The 21,820-nt window shown below is 70.1% G+C and carries 23 protein-coding genes and 3 pseudogenes; 6 read left to right on the top strand and 20 right to left on the bottom strand.

Annotated features, from left to right (window positions below; all coding sequences use genetic code 11):
* Positions 1 to 470, top strand: a 470-nt coding sequence (locus ABZ471_RS21180; RefSeq protein ID WP_359068316.1) for a transposase, incomplete at its 5' end; no start/stop codon positions are given.
* A gap of 12 nt (positions 471 to 482) precedes the next feature.
* On the opposite strand, the gene ABZ471_RS21175 is transcribed toward ABZ471_RS21180, so the two are convergent.
* The gene (locus ABZ471_RS21175) at positions 483 to 662 is read right to left on the bottom strand and encodes a hypothetical protein (protein WP_359068315.1); all 180 of its coding nucleotides are present in this window, start codon (positions 660 to 662) and stop codon (positions 483 to 485) included.
* Positions 663 to 720: 58 nt separating this feature from the next.
* Positions 721 to 1,314, bottom strand: coding sequence for a DUF4291 domain-containing protein (locus tag ABZ471_RS21170; RefSeq protein ID WP_359068314.1), 594 nt, complete (start codon positions 1,312 to 1,314; stop codon positions 721 to 723).
* Positions 1,315 to 1,740: 426 nt separating this feature from the next.
* Here ABZ471_RS21170 and ABZ471_RS21165 point away from each other — a divergent pair, with 426 nt between their 5' ends.
* A complete protein-coding gene (locus ABZ471_RS21165) occupies positions 1,741 to 2,058 on the top strand; it encodes a DUF6193 family natural product biosynthesis protein (RefSeq protein ID WP_359068313.1) in 318 nt (105 codons plus the stop codon).
* Between the two features lie 5 nt (positions 2,059 to 2,063).
* Here ABZ471_RS21165 and ABZ471_RS21160 read toward each other — a convergent pair whose 3' ends face one another.
* The 9 genes and pseudogenes from ABZ471_RS21160 to ABZ471_RS21120 all read right to left on the bottom strand — a co-directional run bounded on the left by ABZ471_RS21160 (position 2,064) and on the right by ABZ471_RS21120 (position 9,215).
* Positions 2,064 to 2,294: a hypothetical protein gene (locus ABZ471_RS21160; protein WP_359068312.1), complete on the bottom strand. Its 231-nt coding sequence runs from the start codon at positions 2,292 to 2,294 to the stop codon at positions 2,064 to 2,066.
* 77 nt (positions 2,295 to 2,371) lie between these two features.
* A complete protein-coding gene (locus ABZ471_RS21155) occupies positions 2,372 to 3,367 on the bottom strand; it encodes a hypothetical protein (protein WP_359068311.1) in 996 nt (331 codons plus the stop codon).
* A gap of 720 nt (positions 3,368 to 4,087) precedes the next feature.
* Entirely contained in the window at positions 4,088 to 4,738 is a 651-nt protein-coding gene (locus ABZ471_RS21150; RefSeq protein WP_359068310.1) for a CatB-related O-acetyltransferase, read from the bottom strand.
* Positions 4,739 to 5,542: 804 nt separating this feature from the next.
* Complete coding sequence (locus ABZ471_RS21145) at positions 5,543 to 5,743, bottom strand: hypothetical protein (protein WP_359068309.1); 201 nt, start codon at positions 5,741 to 5,743, stop codon at positions 5,543 to 5,545.
* 248 nt (positions 5,744 to 5,991) lie between these two features.
* A pseudogene (locus ABZ471_RS21140) lies at positions 5,992 to 6,306 on the bottom strand (permease); the annotation flags it as partial.
* 90 nt (positions 6,307 to 6,396) lie between these two features.
* Entirely contained in the window at positions 6,397 to 7,323 is a 927-nt protein-coding gene (locus ABZ471_RS21135; protein ID WP_359068308.1) for a hypothetical protein, read from the bottom strand.
* Positions 7,324 to 7,419: 96 nt separating this feature from the next.
* Complete coding sequence (locus ABZ471_RS21130; RefSeq protein ID WP_359068307.1) at positions 7,420 to 7,863, bottom strand: hypothetical protein; 444 nt, start codon at positions 7,861 to 7,863, stop codon at positions 7,420 to 7,422.
* Between the two features lie 112 nt (positions 7,864 to 7,975).
* Positions 7,976 to 8,270, bottom strand: a pseudogene (locus ABZ471_RS21125) (cation transporter dimerization domain-containing protein); the annotation flags it as partial.
* A gap of 3 nt (positions 8,271 to 8,273) precedes the next feature.
* Positions 8,274 to 9,215, bottom strand: a complete 942-nt coding sequence (locus ABZ471_RS21120) for a MerR family transcriptional regulator (protein WP_359068319.1) — start codon at positions 9,213 to 9,215, stop codon at positions 8,274 to 8,276.
* Positions 9,216 to 9,339: 124 nt separating this feature from the next.
* Here ABZ471_RS21120 and ABZ471_RS21115 point away from each other — a divergent pair, with 124 nt between their 5' ends.
* Positions 9,340 to 10,860 (top strand): alpha/beta hydrolase, encoded by a 1,521-nt coding sequence (locus ABZ471_RS21115; protein WP_359068306.1) that lies wholly within the window; start codon positions 9,340 to 9,342, stop codon positions 10,858 to 10,860.
* A 176-nt stretch (positions 10,861 to 11,036) separates the two neighbouring features.
* Here ABZ471_RS21115 and ABZ471_RS21110 read toward each other — a convergent pair whose 3' ends face one another.
* Positions 11,037 to 11,486: a carboxymuconolactone decarboxylase family protein gene (locus ABZ471_RS21110; protein ID WP_359068305.1), complete on the bottom strand. Its 450-nt coding sequence runs from the start codon at positions 11,484 to 11,486 to the stop codon at positions 11,037 to 11,039.
* Between the two features lie 81 nt (positions 11,487 to 11,567).
* Between ABZ471_RS21110 and ABZ471_RS21105 the strand changes: the two genes are divergently transcribed.
* Entirely contained in the window at positions 11,568 to 12,446 is an 879-nt protein-coding gene (locus ABZ471_RS21105; RefSeq protein ID WP_359068304.1) for a sigma-70 family RNA polymerase sigma factor, read from the top strand.
* A 58-nt stretch (positions 12,447 to 12,504) separates the two neighbouring features.
* Here ABZ471_RS21105 and ABZ471_RS21100 read toward each other — a convergent pair.
* The 6 genes and pseudogenes from ABZ471_RS21100 to ABZ471_RS21075 form a co-directional block, all read right to left on the bottom strand.
* Positions 12,505 to 12,714, bottom strand: a pseudogene (locus ABZ471_RS21100) (IS256 family transposase); the annotation flags it as partial.
* 24 nt (positions 12,715 to 12,738) lie between these two features.
* Positions 12,739 to 12,903, bottom strand: a complete 165-nt coding sequence (locus ABZ471_RS21095) for a hypothetical protein (protein WP_359068303.1) — start codon at positions 12,901 to 12,903, stop codon at positions 12,739 to 12,741.
* Positions 12,904 to 13,051: 148 nt separating this feature from the next.
* On the bottom strand, positions 13,052 to 14,269 hold the full coding sequence (locus ABZ471_RS21090) for a serine hydrolase domain-containing protein (protein WP_359068302.1): 1,218 nt from the start codon (positions 14,267 to 14,269) through the stop codon (positions 13,052 to 13,054).
* A gap of 64 nt (positions 14,270 to 14,333) precedes the next feature.
* On the bottom strand, positions 14,334 to 14,999 hold the full coding sequence (locus ABZ471_RS21085; RefSeq protein ID WP_359068301.1) for a hypothetical protein: 666 nt from the start codon (positions 14,997 to 14,999) through the stop codon (positions 14,334 to 14,336).
* A gap of 56 nt (positions 15,000 to 15,055) precedes the next feature.
* Complete coding sequence (locus tag ABZ471_RS21080) at positions 15,056 to 16,033, bottom strand: GNAT family N-acetyltransferase (protein WP_359068300.1); 978 nt, start codon at positions 16,031 to 16,033, stop codon at positions 15,056 to 15,058.
* Between the two features lie 113 nt (positions 16,034 to 16,146).
* Positions 16,147 to 16,692 carry a carboxymuconolactone decarboxylase family protein gene (locus tag ABZ471_RS21075; protein WP_359068299.1) on the bottom strand — a complete coding sequence of 182 codons (546 nt, stop codon included), beginning with the start codon at positions 16,690 to 16,692 and terminating at the stop codon, positions 16,147 to 16,149.
* An 80-nt stretch (positions 16,693 to 16,772) separates the two neighbouring features.
* Between ABZ471_RS21075 and ABZ471_RS21070 the strand changes: the two genes are divergently transcribed.
* On the top strand, positions 16,773 to 19,730 hold the full coding sequence (locus ABZ471_RS21070) for a BTAD domain-containing putative transcriptional regulator (RefSeq protein ID WP_359068298.1): 2,958 nt from the start codon (positions 16,773 to 16,775) through the stop codon (positions 19,728 to 19,730).
* A gap of 380 nt (positions 19,731 to 20,110) precedes the next feature.
* Here ABZ471_RS21070 and ABZ471_RS21065 read toward each other — a convergent pair whose 3' ends face one another.
* Complete coding sequence (locus tag ABZ471_RS21065) at positions 20,111 to 20,362, bottom strand: mercury transporter (RefSeq protein ID WP_359068297.1); 252 nt, start codon at positions 20,360 to 20,362, stop codon at positions 20,111 to 20,113.
* An 11-nt stretch (positions 20,363 to 20,373) separates the two neighbouring features.
* Positions 20,374 to 21,327, bottom strand: coding sequence for an alkylmercury lyase family protein (locus ABZ471_RS21060; protein ID WP_359068296.1), 954 nt, complete (start codon positions 21,325 to 21,327; stop codon positions 20,374 to 20,376).
* A gap of 75 nt (positions 21,328 to 21,402) precedes the next feature.
* Between ABZ471_RS21060 and ABZ471_RS21055 the strand changes: the two genes are divergently transcribed.
* Positions 21,403 to 21,801, top strand: coding sequence for a MerR family DNA-binding protein (locus ABZ471_RS21055; RefSeq protein WP_359068295.1), 399 nt, complete (start codon positions 21,403 to 21,405; stop codon positions 21,799 to 21,801).
* Positions 21,802 to 21,820 lie beyond the last annotated feature (19 nt).

Raw genomic sequence — 21,820 nt, 5'->3', positions numbered from 1 at the left:
CGGTGGCCCGGCTGCACCGCAAGGTCCGCCGCCAGCGCCTGGACCACGCACACAAGACCGCGCTTGACCTCGTACGGGAACACGACTTCATCGCGTACGAAGACCTCAAGATCCGCAACATGAGCAAGGCCCCCGCACCGAAGCCGGACCCCCAACAGCCGGGCATCTTCCTGCCCAACGGCGCCGCCGCAAAGGCCGGACTCAACCGCTCGATCGCTGATGCCGGATGGGGGGTGTTCCTCGCAATCCTGGCCGCCAAGGCGGAAGGAGCCGGACGGCAAGTGATGGCGGTGGACCCCCGCAACACCTCCCGGCGGTGCCCCGCATGCGGACACACCGCCAAAAAGAACCGGCCCACCCAGGAGAAGTTCCACTGCCAGGCGTGCGGCCACAACGCCCACGCGGACACGGTCGGCGCCCTGAACGTTCTACGGGCCGGGCTGGTCCGTCGCGAAGCCATAGCGGCATAGCGAGAAGCCCCCTCATTCATGAGGGAGAGGAGTCACTACCTCGTAATCCCTGGCCAGCCTGTCGACCAGGTCGAGCATCGGCAGGTGGCTGTCGAGGAGGGCGTCGTCACCGAAGAGGTGGGCCACCTCGGCATAGGCGTGGTTGTCCGCCATGTTGCGGTCCCGAAGGAACTCAACAAGGTCGTCCATCATCTCACTTGGCTACTTGGCTACTTGGCTACTTGGCTACTTGGCTACTTGGCTACTTGGCTCATTGGTGTAGGTGGGTCAGGGTCCCGTCGTTCACGGGGTAGGGGTGTTCACGAGGCAGGAGTTGCTGTGCGGCGTCCAGGTCACCGTCCCGTACATGGGCGTGGATCGTGTGGGCGAGCGGTGTGATGTCGGTGATGGAGACAGTCCACTCGTCGGCGTAGGCATGTGCGGCTTCGCCGGCGAGCCCGAGCTGGAGCGATCGGTGGGGAAGCGGCTGAAGGTTCAGGTCGCGTTCGGGATCCCATTGCACCCGGGTCGGTGCCCGCTTCAATTGGCGCTTCCACGTGGCGAGGTCGGTGTGGAGCCCGTGCTCGTAGTGGGACAGGCAGGCGTGTTCCACTGCCCACTCGAAGCCTTCGCGGGAGATTTCGACGGCAAGGACGGTCTCCTGGCCTTCTTTGGTGCCCCACCCGCAGCGGTACATCATCCACAGGAACGACGGCTTGATCCATGTCATCCGGTCCCGCTTCCATACCGCCGGGAAACGGCCCTTCCGAGCGGCCGGCAGGCCAATCTCCGGCGCGTACGCCTGGTAGACGGTGATCGTGGCGTCCGTGTGCAGGGCTCGAATCTGGTATTTGGGTTCTGCCATGGGGACCAGGGTGGGCACATTGTTTCGTGCGCGCCATCGAATTACGGCACGAGTACGCGATGGTCTGTCCCGAGGTGGTGCGGGCGGGGTCTTTGCTGAGCGCTCTGCAGGCGGAAGTCGATCGTGCGGGCTACAGGACACGGTCGAGTTGACGTCCTCACCGGGTTGGCGTCGTGTGGCGGCGGACGTGGCGGTCGGCGATCGATCAGCGAATGTGCTGATGGCACGGCAGGAGCGCAGCATTTCTGTCGACTGTTGGGCTGGCGGCGTCCGCATGGCCACCGGCTGTACCGACGACCTGTCCGAGGTTGCCGGGGCTTTCCACTCCTGGCTGCGGGTACACCGGGTAGGTGAACTCGTGACGCAGTGGCCCTTCCTGCGGACCTGGGAGCTTGCCGAGGCCCAGAACGTGGCGAGGCTGTGCCGGTGCGATGGCGCCAACTGCGCGAGACCACCGTGCGTATGCAGGACAGCGCGCTGCACGAGCTGGTCGAGGCGGCCTTCGAACAGCCGCGGCTTCGGGTCCTGTCACCTGGCCGGAGCATGCAAGGGGTCACCTGCAGCCGCCGGGCCGCGCCGCCCATCTGCCGTGATCTGCCCGGGGTCATGCCGATCGGGGGCGACCGCTACCGCGTGCGGTTCGCCGACGGCCGGGTGCAGGAGGTGAACGGCGCGGTGGAAGCCGTCTCGGTGATCGCTGACGGCCTCCCGGACGATGCTGTGCCGTGGCCTTCAGGGGCGTGATGCGATCACGCGTTGACCTCGGTGTGGAGAACGAACAGGATGCCCTGCAGACACAGCCGGTCGGGCACGGGTCGAGGGCCAGGAGAGAGCTCGGGCCAGGCCGGCGGGCTCGGTTCGATCACCGCCCACAACTCGTCGCCCACGACCCACGGCTCGTCGCCCACGACCCACGGCTTGACGCTCGCGTCCTCACGAACAGCTCGATCGTCGTGCCGGTCACGGCTGACCTGCACCACTCCACAAGATCGTGTTACGAGCTCTTTGAGACAGGCCCCCTAGTCCTTTTCCCTTCGCCGGGTGTTCCGAATTGCCATCAGGAGTCCGACGGGGCCTTGTAGAGCCGTACCGTGGCGGCGATTTTCCGTATGGTCGCGTCCGGTACCTCATCGGACACGTTCTTCGCCCCGAAGAACGACCAGGAGACCAGAGCTCCTGCAGTGTTCTTGAAGGCGAAAGTCCATGCCTTGCCGTCCGTGGCGCACTTCTTCGACTTCTTCACACCCGCGGACCAGGCAATGCCCAGACTGCCCTTGAGACCGGAGGTCGTGGTGAACGCCTTGACGGTGCCGGTCTTGGCCTTCGCCTTGTCCGGCTGGGTGTACGCCCCGTAGATCCAGGTCTCAGGGTCGGAACCGGCGATCTCCTGAGTGCTTCGGTAACCGTTGTTGCCCCTCGTACCCACCTCGGCGAGGGGTGTGTCCTCCAGCGTGCCGTCCCGGTCGTCGTCCGAGGAACACCACTTCTTCTGCAGCATCGCGACATTGCGTATCGCGATGAGTGGTTTGTCGTCCGGGTCTCCGTCCTTGGAGACATAGCTGACCCAGTCGGCGGACTGGATCTCCCATTGGGGCGGGACATCGAACGCAATCCCCTGGGCCGGGTTCATCACGACCTTCCAACCCTTGATCGTGGCGGTTCGAGCGTCGGATTCTCGGGGGTTGGCGGAACTCTGCGACGGCGACGAGGTGTTGGTCGGCTCCGGGGCGGCCCCGTCGTGCTTGTGGCCGCCGAGCACCAAGAAGCCAGTGACGCCTGTCGCAAGGACGACGGCCGCCGCAGCGATGACGGCGACGATTCCGGTCCGGTTCCGGCCGCCACCCGTCGGCGGGGGCACGGGTGCACCGGCGGCCGGCTGCAGGGGCGTCTGCCAGGGGTGCGGCTGCTCGTAGGAGTTCGGCTGGAAAGGGCCGGAACCCGGCTGTAGGTACGGGTTGGGCCGGCTGGGGTGCTGGTACGGGTTCGACTGGTGTCCGACCGGGGGCTGCTGCGGGTTCTGGCCGCCCCCCGACGGCTGCTCTCCTGGCCACATGCGCGGTAACGATACGGCAGCTGCTTCCAGGGAGAGACCCCGGGTTTGGCACCCTGGGACCTGCCGGGCGGGAGACTCTGTCGAGGACAGGAACCCCCATACCGGATTGTGCCTCCGACGCTGCTGTCCCGTCTCGTTTGATCTTGCTTTCGCGGGCAGAGTAGATGCTGGCGGTGTCTGACTTCATCGTGTCTGCTGGGCTGAGGAAGGATGGCTGCGGCAGGTACGGGGCGCTGAGCGTGACCAGAACTGGGCCGGATCTGAGGCGGAGTCGATCCACCGCAACAGGTATCTGGTGGCCGAGCGTATCTATCTTCAGGAAGTCGACCCGTTGCCGATGATGGATGTTGTCATCGATAACTCGGTGTTTGCGCGTCCCCAGGTCGTGACACAGTAACGTCAGCGTGGTGCCGTCCGACTGGTCCCAGGAACCGTTGACGACCGTGCGTGCCGCAGTAGTCCTGGTGTCGGGCCGGCAGGTGGCTGTTGCGACTGGCGTGCTGACGGTTCTCGCAGGCGACACCTGGGCAGTTGCTGTTCTGGCGGCCGGAGGAGCCTTCGCTGGGGTCGTTGCGTTCGCCCTCCGTGATCGGGTGAACTGGCCGGGCTGTCAGGCTGGCGGCCCGGCATTGCTGGTCGGGTATTGCACTATCCGTTGACCGCCATCTGGAGACGTCCCACGCAGGCCGATGCGCCCACGCAGGCGCGCCCGCGGGTGCGTCACACGTGCGGGGTGTCCGGGGCGGCGGCTTCGAGATCGGCGATGCTGCCCGACATGATGGTGCGAATGTGCTGGGTGATGTGCTCCGTCGGCCAGTCCCACCAGGCCACCGTCAGCAGCCGGGCGACGTCCTGGGCGTCGTAGCGGGTGCGGATGAGACGGGCCGGGTTGCCGCCGACGATGCCGTAGGCGGGTACGTCGCTGGTGACCACGGCACCGGAGGCGATGATCGCGCCGTGTCCGATCCGTACGCCGGGCATGATCGTCGTGCCGTGGCCGAACCAGACGTCGTTGCCGACGATGGTGTCCCCCCGGTTGGGCAGGCCGGTGAGCAGGTCGAAGTGTTCGGACCAGGATCCGCCCATGGTGGGGAAGGGGAAGGTTGAGGGACCGTCCATCCGGTGGTTTGCGCCGTTCATGATGAACCGCACTCCCGTGGCCAGCGCGCAGAACTTGCCGATGATCAGCTTCTCCGGCCCGTAGTGGTAGAGCACGTTGCGTGTCTCGAACGCCGTCGGGTCGTCCGGGTCGTCGTAGTAGGAGTACTCCCCGACCTCGATCAGTGGGGACTTCACCAGCGGCTTGAGCAGCACCACCCGGGGTTGCTCGGGCATCGGATGCAGGATTGTCGGGTCGGCAGGCACAGGCATGGGGGAGCGGTTCCTTGTGGGTAGCGGGTCGGTGTCTGTTCCATGGTCGCGGCACCGCGCCTTCCCAGGACACCCATTTACCTCCTGCGCGAAGGTGGCCTACTGCCTGTGGGCGCAGTCCGGGTCCCGAAGCGGGCGCAGCGCTCCGGGAAGATCCGGAATTGGAACGAGCACTGATCGGGGCGGGCGCGGTGGTCGCGCTCGTGCACCGTCGCGCTGCCCCGGCCCCAGCCGAGCCCGAGAGGGAAATGTGAACGGACACCCGCACAGCGTTAGTTCGCGTGCATGCCCACACAACATCGAGGCGTTGACCTCTCTCCCTGACGAAGGGCCAGGACCGTCTTCAAAGAGCCTCAACAGGGCTCGGTCACCGCGTACGGGTCGCTGTCCAGGGCCTCGATCAGGTCGAGCAGGGCCAGCTGTCCCTCAATGGGCATCGCAGCCGAACCCGTCCAGTGTCTGCTGACGTAGCCCGCACGAACCTATGCGGTGTTGACCGTCGGAAACCGTTCGATTGCAAGGAATTCACGTTCAACGGACCGTGGCTGGTGCCGGACGTCATCGGACACGGCCTGTAGTCCACGTCTGGGGCGGCAGCCCGCCCCAGCGGGCGGCTCACAGACGCCCGACGACCTGTCACTTGTACTGGGCGAGCCCGCGACGCAGGGGGCTCTGCACGCGAGTAGCGACGACGTTGCGATGTGGATGGGGAGTCGCACGCTCGCACCGATACCCGATGTACGCGACTTCGGGAGCCACCCCACTTCGGTCGGCGGCATGGGGCGGTCTCGGCGTGCGGCCCGCCTACTGGTAGCAGGGATTCCCGCACAGCACGGTGACCGTGCCGCTCTCGCCGGCCGCCGTGGACGGAGTGTCGTGGGTGGTGGCTGCGGGGGGCTTGCTGGTTTCCCAGGGCATGGGGGCTGCCATGGCCTGCGGGGCGAGGGTGGTGAAGGCTGCGGCGGCCATGAACACGCCGGCAGCCGCGCGCTTGCGCAGATCCATCTGAACTCCTTAGTCGGTCGGTGGCGTTCGACTGATGACCTGAGCGCCTCAGGCAAGGCGCCCACGCCGGCTGCCAGTCTCAGCACGCGGGCCGCCTACAGGCCGGGGCCTCCAGCGCAGTTCGACGCGTCTTCATACGATCACCGCGACTGGCGGACCCTGTTCCGCACAGGTCCGGCAACGGCCGGGCGGCGAGTTGGGCTTGGGTGTCCCAGGCGGTGCGGTGGGCGCTGACGCGGAGGATGCCCCAGGATCACGCCGAGTTCGACCACGAGGTGGGTGAGGCGATCTCGAAGGCCATCGCGGAGGTGAAGTTCGCGCCCTTGCGGAACAGCGAGCGGGTCGGCGTGACCGTTGCGTACGAGCAGGGACGAGGACGCGGCTCCCAGCCCTGCGGCAATGACAAGGGTGCGAGGCCGGTCGTCACCGAAGAGAGAGGCGACCGTGGACTTGCGGACCACGGCCTGGACTACGGCGGACAGGGCGAAGCCCAGGATCAGGGCCCAGGTGATCTCCTTGGTCATGGACCGGGCGATCGGCAGTGCGTGCAGTACGGCGTGCATCGGTGGAGCCTTCCTGCCGAGGCGCGGCATACCCCGAGGGACGTTGTTGGGGTGCGGGTTCGTCGGGTCGGGGGCGGGGCCCCGCCGGGCTCAGCCGACGCGCAGGGTCAGGGCGGCGGTGTGGAGCGTGCCGCCGGTCTTGAACTGCAGGAACAGCCGCCAGTTGCCCGAGGTGGGCAGCTCGGTGTGGAAGGCCAGGTCGGGGCCGCCGTTGCTGCCGGTGACCTTGGTGGTGGGGTGGAGGTGGGCGAACGCGCTGTCGCCCTCGTGGAAGGCGGTCAGGTGGGCGTAGGTGTCCAGGTAGGGCTGAAGGTCGGTGACGGGCTTGCCGTCCTTGGACACCGTGACCGTCAGCGGATGGGCCATGCCGGCCATGGGTTCGCCCTCGACGGTGACGGTGTACCCGTCCACTTCGGCGGTGGTGGCCGGGGCGGGCAGCGGGGTCTTGTCCTCGGTGCCGCGGACGGTGACGGTGCGGCTGAGCACGAAGTCCTTGCCCTTCCCAGTGCCGGCATCGGGGGTGAAGGAGGCGAACATGCGCCACGTACCGGGGGCGAGAGAGGCGAGGTCCGCGGTCCAGATGTCGTCGGCGGCCATGGTGGGGTGGAGGTGCTGGAAGCCGGTCAGGTCGGAGCGGATGGCGTAGAAGTGCATCCGCTTGGTCTGGTCGAGCGCGAAAGCGGCCACCTGCTTACCGTCCGGGCCGGTGATCGTGAACCGGTACGCGGCCTGCTTGCCGGGCGGCAGCGACCCGTCCGAGGAGGTGAGGCGGTAGCCGTCCCTGGTGTCGGACAGGCCATTGCCGACGGCCATGTGGTCCATGCCGGGCATGCCACCCATCGACGGCGACGCGCTGGGCGAGGAGGCCGCAGAGGACTTGGCGCCGTGGTCCATGCCGGGCATGGATGAGGAGTCGCTGGAGGAGCCGCAGGCGGCCAGCGTCAGCGCGAGCGCGGTTGCCGCGCCCGCCACCGCGAGGGCGCGGCGGCGGACGGTGAAACGGGAGGAGGTGGACAATGTGAGGACTTTCCGGGTGGGCGCACCACACCGGTGGCGCGCGGAAGGGCAGGGCACTGGGCCGGTCCCGGCCGGTGGCCGGGTCGGCGGTGCCTGTCACGTCCGTGCGATGCACACCTGGAGCAGGAGTTCACTTCCGCCGGCCGGGGGCCCGCGCCGCCGCGTCCGGCCGGTGGCCGCCCGCAGTGGCGCCAGCGCCCACGCAGCCAGCATCGCGACGGCGACCACGGCGACGAGGCCGGCTGAGGGCAGCGGGATCCGCTCCTGTGCGGGGGTCGAGACGCACAGCGTCCCGTGTGTTCCTGACGTGCCGGCGGCCTGGACGGCGGTCTGTGCATGCTGCGTGGCCGCCGGACCCCCGGCGGTGATCATCGCCGCAGCGTCGTGGCCGGCGGGCATCGGCGCGGTCTGGGCCGCCGCCTCATGGCAGCCGGAGGCGGCCGTGGCCGGCGCGCCGTGCATGAGGGACAGGCCGAGCAGCACCGCGCACACCGCCAGCAGTCGGGCGATACCCCGCCTGCCTGCCTGTTCGCTGCCCACTGCCGTTCGCCCTTCTCGTCACTCACGCGCTGCTGTGCCCTCCGACGATACCCCCTCCGGGTACGGCCGCGATTGCTGTGCATTCCTGGGGCCGGTACTGGGGTGCGGCGGCTCATGCCGCGTGGTGGGCGAGAGCGGCGTGCGGGGCGCCGTGCTCGGGGGTCGGTGTGGACGGTGGCTGCGGTCAGCCGGGGCACGGCGTGGATGAGAGCGTGCTCGGCGGCGACCGCGAGCTCGTGGGCCTGCACCAAGGTGAGCTGCGGGTCGACGACGATGTCGGCCTCGGCGCGCAGCGCGTGGCCGATCCACCGCATGCGGACCTGCCTGATGCCCCGGACGCCGCCGACGCCGCGCAGCGTGCTCTCGGCGGTGTCGATGAGGCCCGGGGTGACGGAGTCCATCAGGCGGATCTACGCCGCTGCGGCGTTGTCCTGCTCCAGTGCCGTGCGCAGCCAGTCGTCCGCGGAGCCCGGGGTCGGTTCCGGCCTGCCGCCCGGCGGGGTGAGCACCACGGCCGTCAGCTCCCAGTACAGGTCCAGACGCGGCTCGGCCGCGAGCTGTGCGGCCAGCATGCGGCGGAACTCTCGGCTGTCGCGGCTGCCGTATGCGCTCGCGTACGCCGCCACGTAGGCGTCCAGCGCCTCACCCGGGTACGGATCCCGTGCCCGCCGCAGCTGCGGGACCGCGAGCTCGTACGCCTCGGCGAGACCTGGGTAGAGCGTGGCCGCTCCACGAGCCCCGGCCACCCGGTGTACCTCCGGCTGGGGCTGCCGGCCGCCCGGGCAGGGAGCCGTCGTCATTGCATGCAGCCGGGCGAAGGCGAGCACCTGCGCCGGCTCCGGCTCGTCGGGCGGCTGTGGAACGGCCACCTCCAGAAACGCCGACGTCGCCCGGGTCGGCATCCGCGGCGGCAGCCAGGCACGCCAGAACCGGGCCAGAGGCGCCGTGCTCGGCGGGATGTTCACTGCGCCGATCAGTCGCAGCCGGTCCGCCTGCTCCGCGGGCGGGCACTCCTGCACCAGCCGCAGCGCCGCCTCCCGCCAGCGCAACGCCTTCAGCTCACTGCCCAGCTCGCGCAGGCGACCTGCGACGGCGTCCTCCAGCACACGGCCCGCTGCGCCCTCGTTCTCAAGGACCCGGCGCACCTCGGGCAGTGGCAGGTCGAGGGTCCGCAGGGAGCGGATCAGGTGCAGCCGCTCCAGCGCCTCAGGGCCGTAGCGGCGGTGCCCGCCGCCGCTACGGGAGGCCTCAGGCAGCAGACCGCTGTCGGAGTAGAAGCGGACGGTTTTCACGGTGGCACCCGCGCGCTCGGCGAGCTCACCGATGCTCCAGGCGACCTCGTACGACGACAGTTGAACCTCCCTCTGGGGGAGTTCCTACGGTACCGGTGCATGCGGCCCGGGCCTACGTCCGGGTCCGCGGGCCTGGGCGTACGCGACCGGCGTGACGTCTTGTGTCGGACCCGAGGAGACAGTCATGACCGTGTTCATCATGGTGGCGGGCGTGTTCACCGGCGCCGATGTGTGGCAGGAGACAGCCGCGCGACTGGCCGCGGCGGGCAGCGAGGTGCATGCGGTCCCGCTCACCGGAGTCGATGCGGACCGCCCCGCCGCGTCGGCCCGCGTCGGTCTGGAGACGCACATCGAGGACGTGATCGGGGTGATCGACGCAGTGGGCGCGGCCTCCGGCCGGGAGATCGTGCTCGTCGGCCACGACTACGGCATCCATCCGGTGCTCGGCGCCGCCGACCGGCGGCCCCAGCACGTCGCCCGCATCGTGTACCTGGACTGCGGAATGCCGCAGAACGGCGTCCCGGCCCTGGCCGCCGTACCGGACCAGGCCTTGCGCGCACAGCTGGCAGACCGGGCCCAACGCAACGAACATGACGGCGAGTTGGCGCCGCCGTCCCGTGACGAGTGGCAACGGTGGGGCAGTACCGCCGGCATCTCCGACGCGGCACTGGAGCGGCTCACCGCCCTTGCCGCGCCGCAGCCGCTGGGCACTCTGCTCCAGCCGCTGCAGCTGACCGGAGCGGTTGCCGCGGTGCCCACCACCGGAGTGCTGTGCACCCGTAACGGCGTCAGCGTCGATCTGGTGCAACGGCTCGTCGATCTCGGTGACCCCGCGATGGCGGCCCTGACCGACCCCCAGGTCACATTCTTCGAACTGCCCACTGGCCACTGGCCGATGCTGTCGTGCCCCTCCGAACTGGCGGACGTCCTGCTGCAGGCTGCGGCCGGCGAGGGGCGCCGCCTGCGACCGGTCGGCGCCGCTGAGCCGCCCGCCCACCTGCGCCCGTTCCCGCTGGAGGTACCCGAACTGCCCCGGGACCGCAGGGGACATGTCGACCTGTACGTCCCCGACGCCGAGGGCCCGCGACCGGCTGTGGTCTTCGTGCACGGCGGCCCGGTGCCCGCCGGAGCCCGGCCGACCCCGCGCGACTGGCCGACCCTGGTGGGGTACGCCCGCCTGGCGGCCGCCGAGGGCATGGTCGGCGTGACCCTCGACCACCGGCTGCACGATGTCGGCGACTTCGCACGCGCCGCCGCGGACGTCGCAGCAGCCATGGAACTGGTGCGGGCCGATCCCCGGGTGGACGCCGACCGGATCGCCCTGTGGTTCTTCTCCGGCGGCGGCCTGCTCACTGCGGACTGGCTGACGCAACCCCCCGCCTGGCTGCGCTGCCTGGCCGCCTCCTACCCGATCCTGTCGCCACTGCCCAACTGGGGGCTGAACGACAGCCGGTTCCGCCCGGTCCGGGCTGTCGCGCACGCGGGCGCCCTGCCCATCGTCCTTCTCCGTGCGGGGCGAGAGACTCCCGAGATCGCCGCCACCGTCGAGGCGTTCGTGACCGCAGCCAAGGACTGCGGGGCGCACCTGGAACTGGTCGACGTCCCGAACGGCCACCACGGCTTCGAGACCCTCGATGCCCCCGAGGAGACTCGCTCGGCCCTGCGCCACGCGATGCGTTCGGTGGTGACCCGTCTGACCGGCTGACGCCGGGCTGCGCGCCGTCTCCCGCACCGCCGGCGGAAGCTGCGGGGGAGGAATAGTCGAGACCTGTGGACCGTGGTGCCTCACGAATGCCACGGACCCCGGAGTTCCAGTCTGTGCGGGTGTCATCCCTCGACGTCAGGAAGGCGCGGCCTCCGGGGGATGACGCCCCGCCCGACTCACCAGGTCTTGCCGGCCTGCTCCCGGACGGTGCGGTTGATCCGGTTGAAGAAGTTGGTCATCGCGATCTCCAGGATGATCGAGCCCAGCTGCTCCTCGCTGAAGTGGTCGGCGGCGGCGTCCCAGACCTCGTCGGTCACGCCCGGTGCGCCGTCCTGGAGCCGGGTGGCGGCCTCGGTCAGGGAGAGGGCAGCCCGCTCCTCATCGGTGTAGAAGGGCGTCTCGCGCCACGCGACCACGTTGTGCAGCCGCTCCTCTGTCTCACCGGCCTTCTTCGCCGACTGGATCGTGGCGAAGACGCAGGGGCTGCAACCGTTGATCTGGCTGGTGCGCAAGTGGACCAGCGACAACAGGTGCTTGTCCACGCCCCCGGCATGAATCGCCTTGTAGAGGTGCTGGATCGCTGTGATCACGTCGGGGTTCGCCGGGCCGTTCATGCGTGCTTCCATCGGGCTGCTCCTTCATCGGTTACCTGAGCCCCTGCGGGCGCGTCATCCTCATGACGGAGCAGAGCCGAGGAAGGTAACAACATGTCCGACACCAGCCCGGCGGACCCGGTGGCCGAGGCGTTCGAGGCCCAGCGCGACCGGCTGCGCGCGGTCGCCTACCGCATGCTCGGATCGCACGCCGATGCCGAGGACGTGGTCCAGGAGTCCTGGCTGCGCCTCTCCCGCCAGGACGCGGCGACCATCCACAACCTCGCCGGCTGGCTGACCACGGTGGTCGGCCGGATCAGCCTCGATGTCCTGCGATCGCGCCAGGCCCGCCCGGAGGCGTCCTACGACGACCGCCTGTCCGAACGCGTGGTGACGCTCGACGACAGTCCTGTTCCCGAGGACGACGCAGTGCTCGCCGACTCGGTCGGGCTCGCGCTCCTCGTCGTCCTGGAGTCGCTCGGGCCGAGCGAGCGGCTGGCGTTCGTGCTGCACGACCTGTTCGCGGTGCCGTTCGACGAGATCGGCCAGATCCTCGGCAAGTCCACCGCTGCCACCAAGATGCTCGCCAGCCGCGCCCGCAGGAAGGTGCAGGCGATTGAGCGGCCGACCGGGGTCGGACGGGAGCAGCGACAGGTGGTCCAGGCCTTCCTGGCGGCGGCTCGCCGCGGCGACTTCGAGGAGTTGCTGCGGGTACTCGACCCCGAGGTGAAACTGACCGTCGACACCCCGTCCGGCGTAGTCATCGCCCTCGGCGCCACCAAGGTCGCAGCCGGCGCGCAACTGTCCGCCAGCGCAGCCGCACAGGGGCGGGCGGTGCTCGTCAACGGCCTCCCAGGGATCATTTCCTGGCGCGAGGACGGCACCCCGCTCTCGGTCCTCGCGTTCACCGTCGTCGACGGCCGGATCACCGACATCACGGTCGTGATCGACCCGGCCAAGCTCGCGCTGATGGACCTGCCGGATCCGACGTGAGTCCCTGCCGGGGCAGGTCGCCGACAAGCGGCCACAGTCTGTGGATCATTGACCTGTTTCAGGCTGCGGGGGCTTCGGGGCGTTCGATGATCTGGCCGCGTTCGCAGCGGGTCCCGGCGGGGACGAGGGCCACGAGGTGGAGTGCGGACACGGCTCGCCAGCGGGCCTGGGCGGACTCGACGAGGTTGAACACCATCGCCAGGGCGGCGGCTCGGGACCCGGCACCCTTGGTGACCTCCGTCAGCCTGACCGTCGCGAAGGTCGACTCATCACCTGATCAGGTGGTCGTCGCTCAGTCGCTCTCCTCGACCAAACCGATGGCCTCCGGGAAACCGGAAGCGAACGCCTTGTGCGCGGAGTCGTTCTCCTCGCAGGCGGCCTCCCGGAAGAGGTGGATCAGCTCCTGCCGGTCCTCGTCAGGCGCCTGGTCCAGCCGCCTCACAGGGCTCCCGTCCACGCCTCGGTGATCTTGACGGCTGCCATCCTCGCCTCCTCGGCCGTCGTGCGGCGCAGCGCGCCGCCCGAGGAGCGGCCCGGGGCATGCGCCGCTCCGCCCCGGCACTGCGGGGCGGAGCGGGCACCGGTGCGTAGGTCTGGGTGGGCGCTTACTCCTCGATCGCCTGGTAGAGGGTGGTCCAGAAGTCGTGCATCAGGTGGACCGAGTTGGGGACGGAGGTGCCTACCTGGGTGAGGAGGATGCCGACGACGTTGTTGACGGGGTCGGCGTACGTGGAGGTGCCGGCGCCGCCGTCCCAGCCGAACTGGCCGACGGGCGCGTAGTCGCCGCGGTAGGTCCGTACCGCCATCCCGAAGCCCCAGCCTCCGTGCTGCCCCTGGCCGAAGGAGATGTGGACGTTGTTGGTGGCCAGCTCGGTGCGGGCGGCGTTCTGCGTGGGGGCGAGGCGGTTGGTGGTCATCAGCTCCACCGCCTGCCTGGACAGGATCCGCTCGCCGCGGTGCTTGCCGCCGTTCAGCAGCATCTTGAAGTAGGCGTGGTAGTCGTCCGCGGTGGAGACCAGACCGCCCCCGCCGCCCTGGAACGCCGGAGGAATGTTCCACCGGCCGCCCTTGGACTCGTCCCACACCTGGAACTCGCCGGACGCCGGGTCGGGCGCGTAGAGGACCGGCATGCGGTCGACCTTCTCGTCCGGGACGTGGAAGCCGGTGTCCTTCATCCCCAGCGGGCCGAAGACGCGCTCGCGCAGCGCCTCGTCGAAGGTCTTGCCGGTCACGCGGGAGACCAGGACGCCGGCCAGGTCGCTGGCGATGTGGTACTGCCAGTGGTCGCCGGGCTGGTGCATCAGCGGCAGCGCGCCCAGGCGGCGCAGCCACTCGTCCTGGTCGGGCATCGGAGTGGGCAAGTTGGGTGTCAGCCCCTGCGCGAAGACCTCGTTCATGATCGGCGTACCGATCGAGGTCATGTCCATTCCGAGGCCGAAGGTGGAGGTCAGCACGTCCCGGACGGTGACCGGACGGCGGGCTGGGACCGTCTCGTCGATCGGGCCGTCGAACGCCTTCAGCACCTGACGGTCGGCCAGCTCCGGCAGCCAATGGTCCACCGGGTCGTCCAGCCGCAGCCGGCACTCGTCCAGGAGCACCATCGCCGCCGATATCGAGAGCGGCTTGGAGGCGGAGGCCATCCGGAAGATGGTGTCCCGGCGCATCGGGGCGCCGCCGTCGTCCTGCATCGTGCCGAGCGTCTCGACGTGCGTCTCGTCGTCTTTGCTGAACAGCGCGACGACGCCGGGGATCTTGCCGGACTCCACGTGCCGGGCCAGCACGTCGCGGATCTTGCGCTGCCCTGATGCGGTGAAGTGGGACATGGTGGGGTGCTCCCTGGTCGGGTGGAAGTGTCGGGGGGAGAGGAGAAGGCGATGGATCAGGGGGTCAGAGGCTGCGGGCGACGATGTCACCGGTGCTGCTGGTGGCGCTGATGTCCAGTACGGGGAAGCCGTCGTTCTTCAGGGCGTTGCTGACGCGGCCGTGGCGGGGGTCGGCGTCCAGAGTGGCGGAGATGCCGGGGGCGGCGGCGATCGAGATGTCGCCGTGCTGAGTACGGAGCACCACCGTGCCGCGCACCGCCTCGCCGATGGTGATGCCGCCCCGCGCGGTGGAGATCTCCGCGGGGCCGCGTAGTCGGCCGACGTGGATGTCGCCGTCGACGGCGGTGAGGCGCAGGCCCTCCACGTCGGCGATCTCGATGCGGCGGTGGGCGCCATGGGCGGTGACGTCGCCGAGCCGGCCCTCGGTGCGCACCTCGGCGGCGGCGGAGGTGGCCTCGACGCGGGAGCCGGTGGGCAGGTGAACCGTCACCTCCACGGATCCAAGGTTGCTCAGCACCTGGTTCTTCGCCTTCGGCGCGACGACGCGCAGCACGCCGTCGCCGTACTCGACCGCGGTCTGCTCCGCGGCCTTCACATCGCGTCCCTCGGCGGCGTCCGCGGGACGCACCTGGACGGTGGTCTCGGCGCGGTCGGCGGCGAGGAGGCTGATGCGGCCGGCGGGTATCTCCAGAACAGCGGCGATCGGGTCGGGGGTCTCGAACTTCTGCATCGGGACGTTCTCCTTGGGGAGCGGTCAGGTGGCGGAGCAGTCGGAATGGGGAGTGGTCAGTTGGCGGGCAGGTCGAGTTGGTATTCGTGGGTGCTGCGGTGGAAGCGGAAGCCCAGCCGGCGGTTCACGGCGAGCATGTGGGTGTTGTCCTGTGCGTTGTCGGTCTCGATCTCCACGATTGCGGGGTGGTCGGCACGGAGCCTGCGCACCATCTCGGCTTTGACCCACAGCCCGAGCCCGTGGCCGCGGTGGGCGGGCACCACGACGGTGTCGTACTGCAGGGCCCGGCGGGTCTCCCCGGCCCGGATGACGATCTCGGTGTATCCGGCCATCTCCCCCTTGATGAGCGCGGCGGTCGTCAGCAGCAGGTCGCCGCGGTCGGCCAGCACTTCGGCCATGGCGCGGACCCGGTCGGCGGTCCAGGTCTGGCTGCCGTAGTCCATGTCGCCGGTGGGCATGTCGTTCATCGCGTTCTTGGCCGCGGCGAACGGCTCGGCCAGCTCGTCGGGAACCGTGCCGGTCCAGCTGGCCAGCTCGTAGCCGGGGTGCTCGGCGTCGGCCTCGGCGTCGTCGGCGTGCGCGACGTCGAGAAGCAGGTGGTCAAGTGCCAGTACGCGCCGGAAGCCGCGCCCGGCGCAGAAGGCGCCACTCGGTCCGTCGCCGGGTGCGGCGGCCACCAGGCTGCGACGCTGCTCGGCCTGTGCTGCCTTCACGGCTGTGGCCAGCAGGTGCGAGCCCACTCCTGAGCGCCGCCGGTCCGGGGCGACGTGCAGCTCCACCTCTGCCAGGTGGCTTTGACCGGGCGAGGTGAACAGCCGCAGCCCGGCCACACCGACCACCGCACCGTCGGCCGTGGTGGCCAGCCACAGCAGTCGGCGGTTGTCCCGCCCGGTGACGGTGAGTTGGGCGTGGACCTGTTCGAACGTGGGCCGGGGCTCCTCGGGCAGATCGCAGGCGAGCGAGGCTGCCACGACCGCATGCCAGGCGGTGGCGTCTTCGGTCGAGACCTGGGTGAGGGGGACGGCGCTGATCATGTGTGACTCCTCGGTGGGGATGGCTCATATTTCTTTGGGGGCGGGCTGGTGGATCCGGTTCAGGCGATCCGGCCCTGACCGTGTCATCGCGTACGTCAGGTCATCGCGTTCTCTCAGTCGGTGTGGCGCACGAGCGGCCAGTCGATGTCGATGCGCGCCGCTGTGGCCAGGTAGTTGGTGAACACGCTGAGCGCCACGTGGGCGATGACTTCGACGACGTGCCCGTCGGAGAGGCCGGCGTGCCGGGCTGTGGCCAGCCGCGCGTCGGAAACGACTCCGTGGTCCCGGACCACCACGGCGGCCAGGTCCAGGACAGCGGCGGCCCAGGGGTCGTCGGCCTCGCCCCGCCGTGCGCGGGTGGCCTCGGCCGTGGTCAGCCCGGCCACTTTGGTCCCGCGGAACGCATGCACGGACAGGCAGTAGTCGGATCGGTTCTCCTGCGCCACCAGCAACGCGATGCGCTCGCGCACACCCGCCGACAAGGTCCCCTCCGCGCTCAGGGCGGTGACGACGTCCACGTATCCCTTCAGTACGGCCGGGTTGTTGGCCATCACCTTGGCCAGGTTGGGGATGACCCCCAGGGCCTGGTGCGTGGCGGTGAACAGGGTCGCGGTTTCACCGGTCACCTGCTCCGGATCGACGGTGTGGAGTGCTGGCATGCCGGTAACCCTGCCGGTGGATCTTGATACATTCCCGATGCTTCTTCGATGCACGCGCTGGTGACCCCCGGAGTGACGGTATGCGGTTCACGATCCTCGGCCCGGTGGAGGCCCTGGCTCCCGGTCCGGACTCACCCGGGCTGGCACCCCGTCATCGCGCGGTACTCGCCTACCTGTTGCTGCATGCCGGGGTCGCGATCAGTACCGACCGCCTGATCGACGCCATGTGGGGGCCGCTGCCGCCGGACTCTGCCCGGGCGCAGATCCAAACCACGATCGCCGCGATCCGACGGATGCTGCGCGCTTCAGGAGCCGACCGGATGCTGGCCACTCGGCCGGCCGGGTACGTGATCACTCCCGAGCCGGGACAACTCGACCTGCACGAGTTCACCAACCTGATCGCCAAGGCACCGGCCACCTCTGAGGACCCGCGGGACACCGCGGACCAGATACGTACCGCGTTGGCGCTGTGGCGGGGAGAGCCGCTCGCCGACATCACCGCCCATTACGTCCAGGGCGCCCGAGCACGCCTGAACGGGCAGCGGCTGACCGCCGTCGAGCGCCTGGCCGACCTGGAACTGTCCCTGGGCCGTCACGACGACCTCATCGACGAACTGACCGTCCACGCGGCGGCCAACCCCTTGCGGGAGCGGCTGTGCTGCCAGCTGATGCTCGCCCTGCACCGCGCAGGACGCCAACCTGACGCGCTGCACGTGGCCAGAGAATTCCGGGCGGCCCTGGCCGAGGAGCAGGGACTGGACCCCGGCCACGCGTTCAGTAAGCTCGAACAGGACATCCTGCGGGACGAACCCGATCTTCGGGCGTCGGCCACTGCGCCGGCGAAGCCGCAGGGGATCAACTTCCTGCCGTACGACGTCCCGGACTTCACCGGACGCGAAGGCGAGCTCGACGGGCTGACCCGCCAGTTGGCGAGCAACAGCGGAGGAGTCGTGACGATTTCGGCGATCGACGGGATGGCCGGGGTCGGCAAGACGACGCTCGCGGTCCATATGGGGCACCGCCTCGCAGACCAGTTCCCCGACGGGCAGCTCTTCGTGGACCTGCAGGCCCACACCGTCGGTCAGGCGCCGCTCGACGCCGGTGCCGCGCTCGAGGTCCTCCTTGGCCAACTCGGCGTGCCCGCACAGCACATCCCGGCGTCGGTCGCCGATCGCGCCGCGCTGTGGCGGTCCGAACTCTCCGGTCGCCGGGTGCTGGCCGTGCTGGACAACGCCCTCGGCACCGACCAGATACGCCCGTTGCTGCCGGGTGCCTCCCGCGCCCTCATCCTGATCACGAGCCGCCGGCGGCTGATCGACCTGGACGGGGCACACGCCCTGTCCGTGGACGTGCTGCCCGCCGCGGACGCCGTGGAGTTGTTCACGGCGATCGTGGGCGAACGGGCGGCCGCCGAACCCCTGGCCGTCCTCGACGTCCTGCAATTGTGTGGTTTCCTGCCGCTGGCCGTCCGTATCGCCGCCGCCCGCCTGCACCATCGCCCCCGCTGGACCGTCGCCTACCTGGCCGACCGGCTCCGCGACCAGCGCCGCAGACTGGCCGAGCTGGCCACCTCGGAGAGGGGGGTGGCGGCAGCGTTCACGCTGTCCTACGAGCAGTTGACGCCCGATCAGCAACGCATGTTCCGGCTTCTGGGGCTCCAGCCGGGCCGTGACATCAGCCCGGAGGCGGCCGCCGCGCTGGCGGGCCTCCCGCCCGAGCAGGCCGAGATGCTCCTGGAAGACCTCCTGGACGCCCACGTCCTGATCCAGCACCAGCCCGGCCGCTACACCTTCCACGACCTGCTGCGCGAACACGCCCTGGCCACCGCGGCAACCCAGGAACCCCTCAACGCCCAGCACGAGGCCCTCGGCCGACTCCTCCACCACTATCTCCACACCGCGAGCACGGCCATCGACCACCTCTACCCCGAGGGCAAGAACCGCAGACCACGCATCCCCGCACCGGACACCCCGGCCCCGCCCCCGCGGAACGAGGCCGAGGCGATCACCTGGCTGGACAGCGAACGCGTGAACCTCATGGCGGTCGGCCGGCACGCCGCCGACCACGACTGGCGCCCGCACACCAGCCAACTGGCCGCCACCCTGCATCGCTACCTGCTGGGCCACGCCCACCAAGCCGACGCACTGGTCCTCCACGGCCTGGCACTCCAAGCCAGCCGCCGAAGCGGCGACACGGCCGCCGAAGCACGCACACTCCTCGACCTCGGCGAGGTCCATTTCTGGTGGCACGGCGCGTACGAGCAAGCGGCCGAGCACTACCGGCACGCCCTGAACCTCGCGCGCGCGAGCGGCGACCAAGGCGCCGCGGCCCGCGCACTGCAGAACCTCGGCACCCTCTCCATTCGGCGGCGAGACTACGACCGAGCCCACGACCACTGCGCGCAGTCCCTGGCACTCTTCCGCGAACTCGGCGACCGCGGCGGCGAAGCCCGGTGCCTGACCGACCTCGGCATCGTCCACGAGCGCCAAGGACGATACGAGGACGCCCACGACCACCACCGCCAAGCCCTGCACGTGTACCGCGAAACCGGGTCCCGCATCGGCGAGACCATCGTCCTGAACAACATCGGACTGCTCTACCAACGGCAGGGCCACTACGACCAGGCCCGGCACCATCATCACGACGCCCTGGAGCTGAGCCGCCGCTACGACTTCCCCGGCGACGAGGCCGAGTCTCTCAACGCCCTGGCGGAAGCCGCCCGTTCCATGGGCGACCTCGCCCGGGCCGCGGCCGAACACGACACCGCGCTGACCCTGGCCGGCGAGTTCAGTTACCGCCCCGAACAGGCCCGCGCCCACGACGGCCTGGCGCACGTCCACCGTGACCTCGGCCGAATCGACCTCGCCCACGACCACGCCCGACAGGCCCTTGAGCTGTACACCGCGCTCGCCGTCCCCGAGGCCGAAGAGATCCGCACCTTCATCACCGAGCTGGCGCCGACCGCGGACGGGCCCGAACCGCCGGAGACGTCCACCGCCCACCAGCCAACACCCGGACCGGCCGTTCCGGGTCCGTGAACAGCACGGACTGCCGGGCATGCCCACCGACGCCCCGGTCACGCACATCGCCTGAAGTTGCTTCGGGCGCTCGTGATGCGTTTGCGCGAGGCCGACCGAGACCAACATCGATCGCAGCCGCTCGGTCCGCGATTTTCGGGCGACCACAGTGCCCATCACGCGGGATCAACAGTGACGCTGCGTAGACGACCACAAGAAGTGGACCAGAGCCCGAGATTCGACAGCGGTTGTTCATCACATGGGGACGCGCCCCGCGGTCGGTGTGTTCGATGTGCAAGAGAATCGGCAGCATCCTGGGCCGGACACGGGGTGGCCCTTGGGGACTGGTGATCGGAACGGCCAGTAGCTGCGGCGGTGAGCCGGTGTCCGAGCATTCCCGATCATTGAGGGCGACGCGGTGGCCGGCAGGACCGCCGACGGCGCCGTAGCCACCAAGCCACCGCCCCGGCGGTCAACAGAGCGGCGACGGTGACCGCCCACCAGTTGCCGAGCCAGGCGGCGAGCGCACCCGAAGCCGCAGCGACGATCAGAGCAGGCCCCACGCAGCAGACGATGGCTGCGGCGGCGACGGCCGCGAGCAGGGCCACCGGCCCCCTCTGGGTGGTCGGGTCGCGGCGTTGGGGCGGCTTCATGGCGGTCCGGCTTACCGTGCGGGTGCGGCCAGCAGCGGGCCGAAGATATCCACGCCCAGACGCTCGGCCTCAGCCTGGTCCAGGACGGCGCCGCTGATGTCGGTGTGGCGCCCGGTCCACTGCTCGGCGGTGGCGCGGTCGGTGAAGAAGCGCAGGTAGCCGCAGCACACGGCGGCGGCCGGGCCGGTGCCGGGGCGGGCGCCGTAGTGGACCACCGCGGTGGCCGGCTGCCAGGTGGTACTCCCGCCGGTGAACTCCACGCGGACGGGGTCACCGGTGACCGGGTCGGTGGAGGTGATCACGGCGTCGGTGCCCAGCATGACCGGGATGCCGAGCGCGTCTATCGCGCACATCGACCACACCGTCGGCCCGCCGGTGATCTGCACGACGTGCTCGGTGGCGGTGGCGGAGAACGGGTACGCGGCCTGGATGCGGCCGGTGTCGTCCAGGGTGAGGAAGTCCTCGGCGGCCAGCTCGGCGAGCACCCGGGCGGCCGGTACGGCGAAGGGGTCGGCCGCCGCCTCCAGCTCGGCCTGCTCAGGCGGGGCACCGGTGGTGGCGAACGAGCGCAGGACGGCCTGCTGCACCGCCCGCAGGCCACCCTCGATCGGGGCGAGACGGCCTTGCCCGGCCCGGCCGGCAGCCCGGTCCGCGCCGCCGGTGGTGGGAGTGCCGAGTACCCGCCGCAGCTCCTCGACGGAGGGGGCTCCGCCGAGGCGGCCGTCCGTGCCACGGTAGAGGCGGCAGGACACGCTGGCCGCGGTGCCCGGGGCGGCGAACGGGTCACGGCCGTCGACCAGCAGCGTCGGGGAGCCGTGCATGCCGCGCTGTTCCGCCTCCGCTTGGTCGTCGACCACGTGCTCGGTGACCTCCGCGTCCGTGTGGCCCGCGAGGGCAAGGGCCAGCCGCTCCCGCAGCACCGGGCCGTTCGGGCAGTCCGGGACCGTCAGCATCTCCACCCGCATCAGCGGCACCTCCAGGTCATACGGCCCACGCTAGACCTTCCATCACGATGGAAGGTCAAGGGCTACGGTGGAGGTATGCGCATCGGAGCCCTCGCCGCCGCCACCGGCACCACCACCAAGACCCTGCGCTTCTACGAGCAGGCCGGGCTGCTGGCGGACCCGCCCCGCACATCGGGCGGATACCGCGACTACCCGGCCCACGCCCGGGCCCGGGTCGGCTTCATCCGCTCAGCCCAGGCGGCCGGCCTCAGCCTTGCCGAGATCCGCGACGTCCTGGCGATCCGCGACAGCGGCCACCCGCCCTGCGGTCACGTCACCGAACTCCTCGACCGGCACCTCGCCGACGTCGAGTACCGGATCGCCGAACTGGAGGCGACCCGCGCCATGCTGCGCGAGCTGACCCGCACCGCCTCCGCAACCGACCCCGCTACCTGCACCGAGAGTGACATCTGCCGCATCCTCACTGCTGACTGAGCGGGCATGAGGGGCGGTT

This window comes from Streptomyces sp. NPDC005728 (genome assembly GCF_040630895.1).
GTDB lineage: Bacteria > Actinomycetota > Actinomycetes > Streptomycetales > Streptomycetaceae > Streptomyces.
The sequence above is the reverse complement of the archived record's forward strand: the minus strand, read 5'-3'. Positions and strand labels throughout refer to the sequence as shown.

What these genes read in the sequence shown, in the direction of transcription:
- ABZ471_RS21090 (WP_359068302.1), bottom strand. Translation starts at nt 14,269, where the DNA reads ATGTCCCACTTCACCGCATCAGGGCAGCGCAAGATCCGCGACGTGCTG.
- ABZ471_RS21065 (WP_359068297.1), bottom strand. Translation starts at nt 20,362, where the DNA reads ATGAAGCCGCCCCAACGCCGCGACCCGACCACCCAGAGGGGGCCGGTG.
- ABZ471_RS21055 (WP_359068295.1), top strand. Translation starts at nt 21,403, where the DNA reads ATGCGCATCGGAGCCCTCGCCGCCGCCACCGGCACCACCACCAAGACC.
- ABZ471_RS21150 (WP_359068310.1), bottom strand. Translation starts at nt 4,738, where the DNA reads ATGCCTGTGCCTGCCGACCCGACAATCCTGCATCCGATGCCCGAGCAA.
- ABZ471_RS21115 (WP_359068306.1), top strand. Translation starts at nt 9,340, where the DNA reads ATGACCGTGTTCATCATGGTGGCGGGCGTGTTCACCGGCGCCGATGTG.
- ABZ471_RS21075 (WP_359068299.1), bottom strand. Translation starts at nt 16,692, where the DNA reads ATGCCAGCACTCCACACCGTCGATCCGGAGCAGGTGACCGGTGAAACC.
- ABZ471_RS21170 (WP_359068314.1), bottom strand. Translation starts at nt 1,314, where the DNA reads ATGGCAGAACCCAAATACCAGATTCGAGCCCTGCACACGGACGCCACG.
- ABZ471_RS21155 (WP_359068311.1), bottom strand. Translation starts at nt 3,367, where the DNA reads ATGTGGCCAGGAGAGCAGCCGTCGGGGGGCGGCCAGAACCCGCAGCAG.
- ABZ471_RS21080 (WP_359068300.1), bottom strand. Translation starts at nt 16,033, where the DNA reads ATGATCAGCGCCGTCCCCCTCACCCAGGTCTCGACCGAAGACGCCACC.
- ABZ471_RS21145 (WP_359068309.1), bottom strand. Translation starts at nt 5,743, where the DNA reads ATGGATCTGCGCAAGCGCGCGGCTGCCGGCGTGTTCATGGCCGCCGCA.
- ABZ471_RS21110 (WP_359068305.1), bottom strand. Translation starts at nt 11,486, where the DNA reads ATGGAAGCACGCATGAACGGCCCGGCGAACCCCGACGTGATCACAGCG.
- ABZ471_RS21105 (WP_359068304.1), top strand. Translation starts at nt 11,568, where the DNA reads ATGTCCGACACCAGCCCGGCGGACCCGGTGGCCGAGGCGTTCGAGGCC.
- ABZ471_RS21070 (WP_359068298.1), top strand. Translation starts at nt 16,773, where the DNA reads ATGCGGTTCACGATCCTCGGCCCGGTGGAGGCCCTGGCTCCCGGTCCG.
- ABZ471_RS21060 (WP_359068296.1), bottom strand. Translation starts at nt 21,327, where the DNA reads ATGCGGGTGGAGATGCTGACGGTCCCGGACTGCCCGAACGGCCCGGTG.
- ABZ471_RS21085 (WP_359068301.1), bottom strand. Translation starts at nt 14,999, where the DNA reads ATGCAGAAGTTCGAGACCCCCGACCCGATCGCCGCTGTTCTGGAGATA.
- ABZ471_RS21175 (WP_359068315.1), bottom strand. Translation starts at nt 662, where the DNA reads ATGATGGACGACCTTGTTGAGTTCCTTCGGGACCGCAACATGGCGGAC.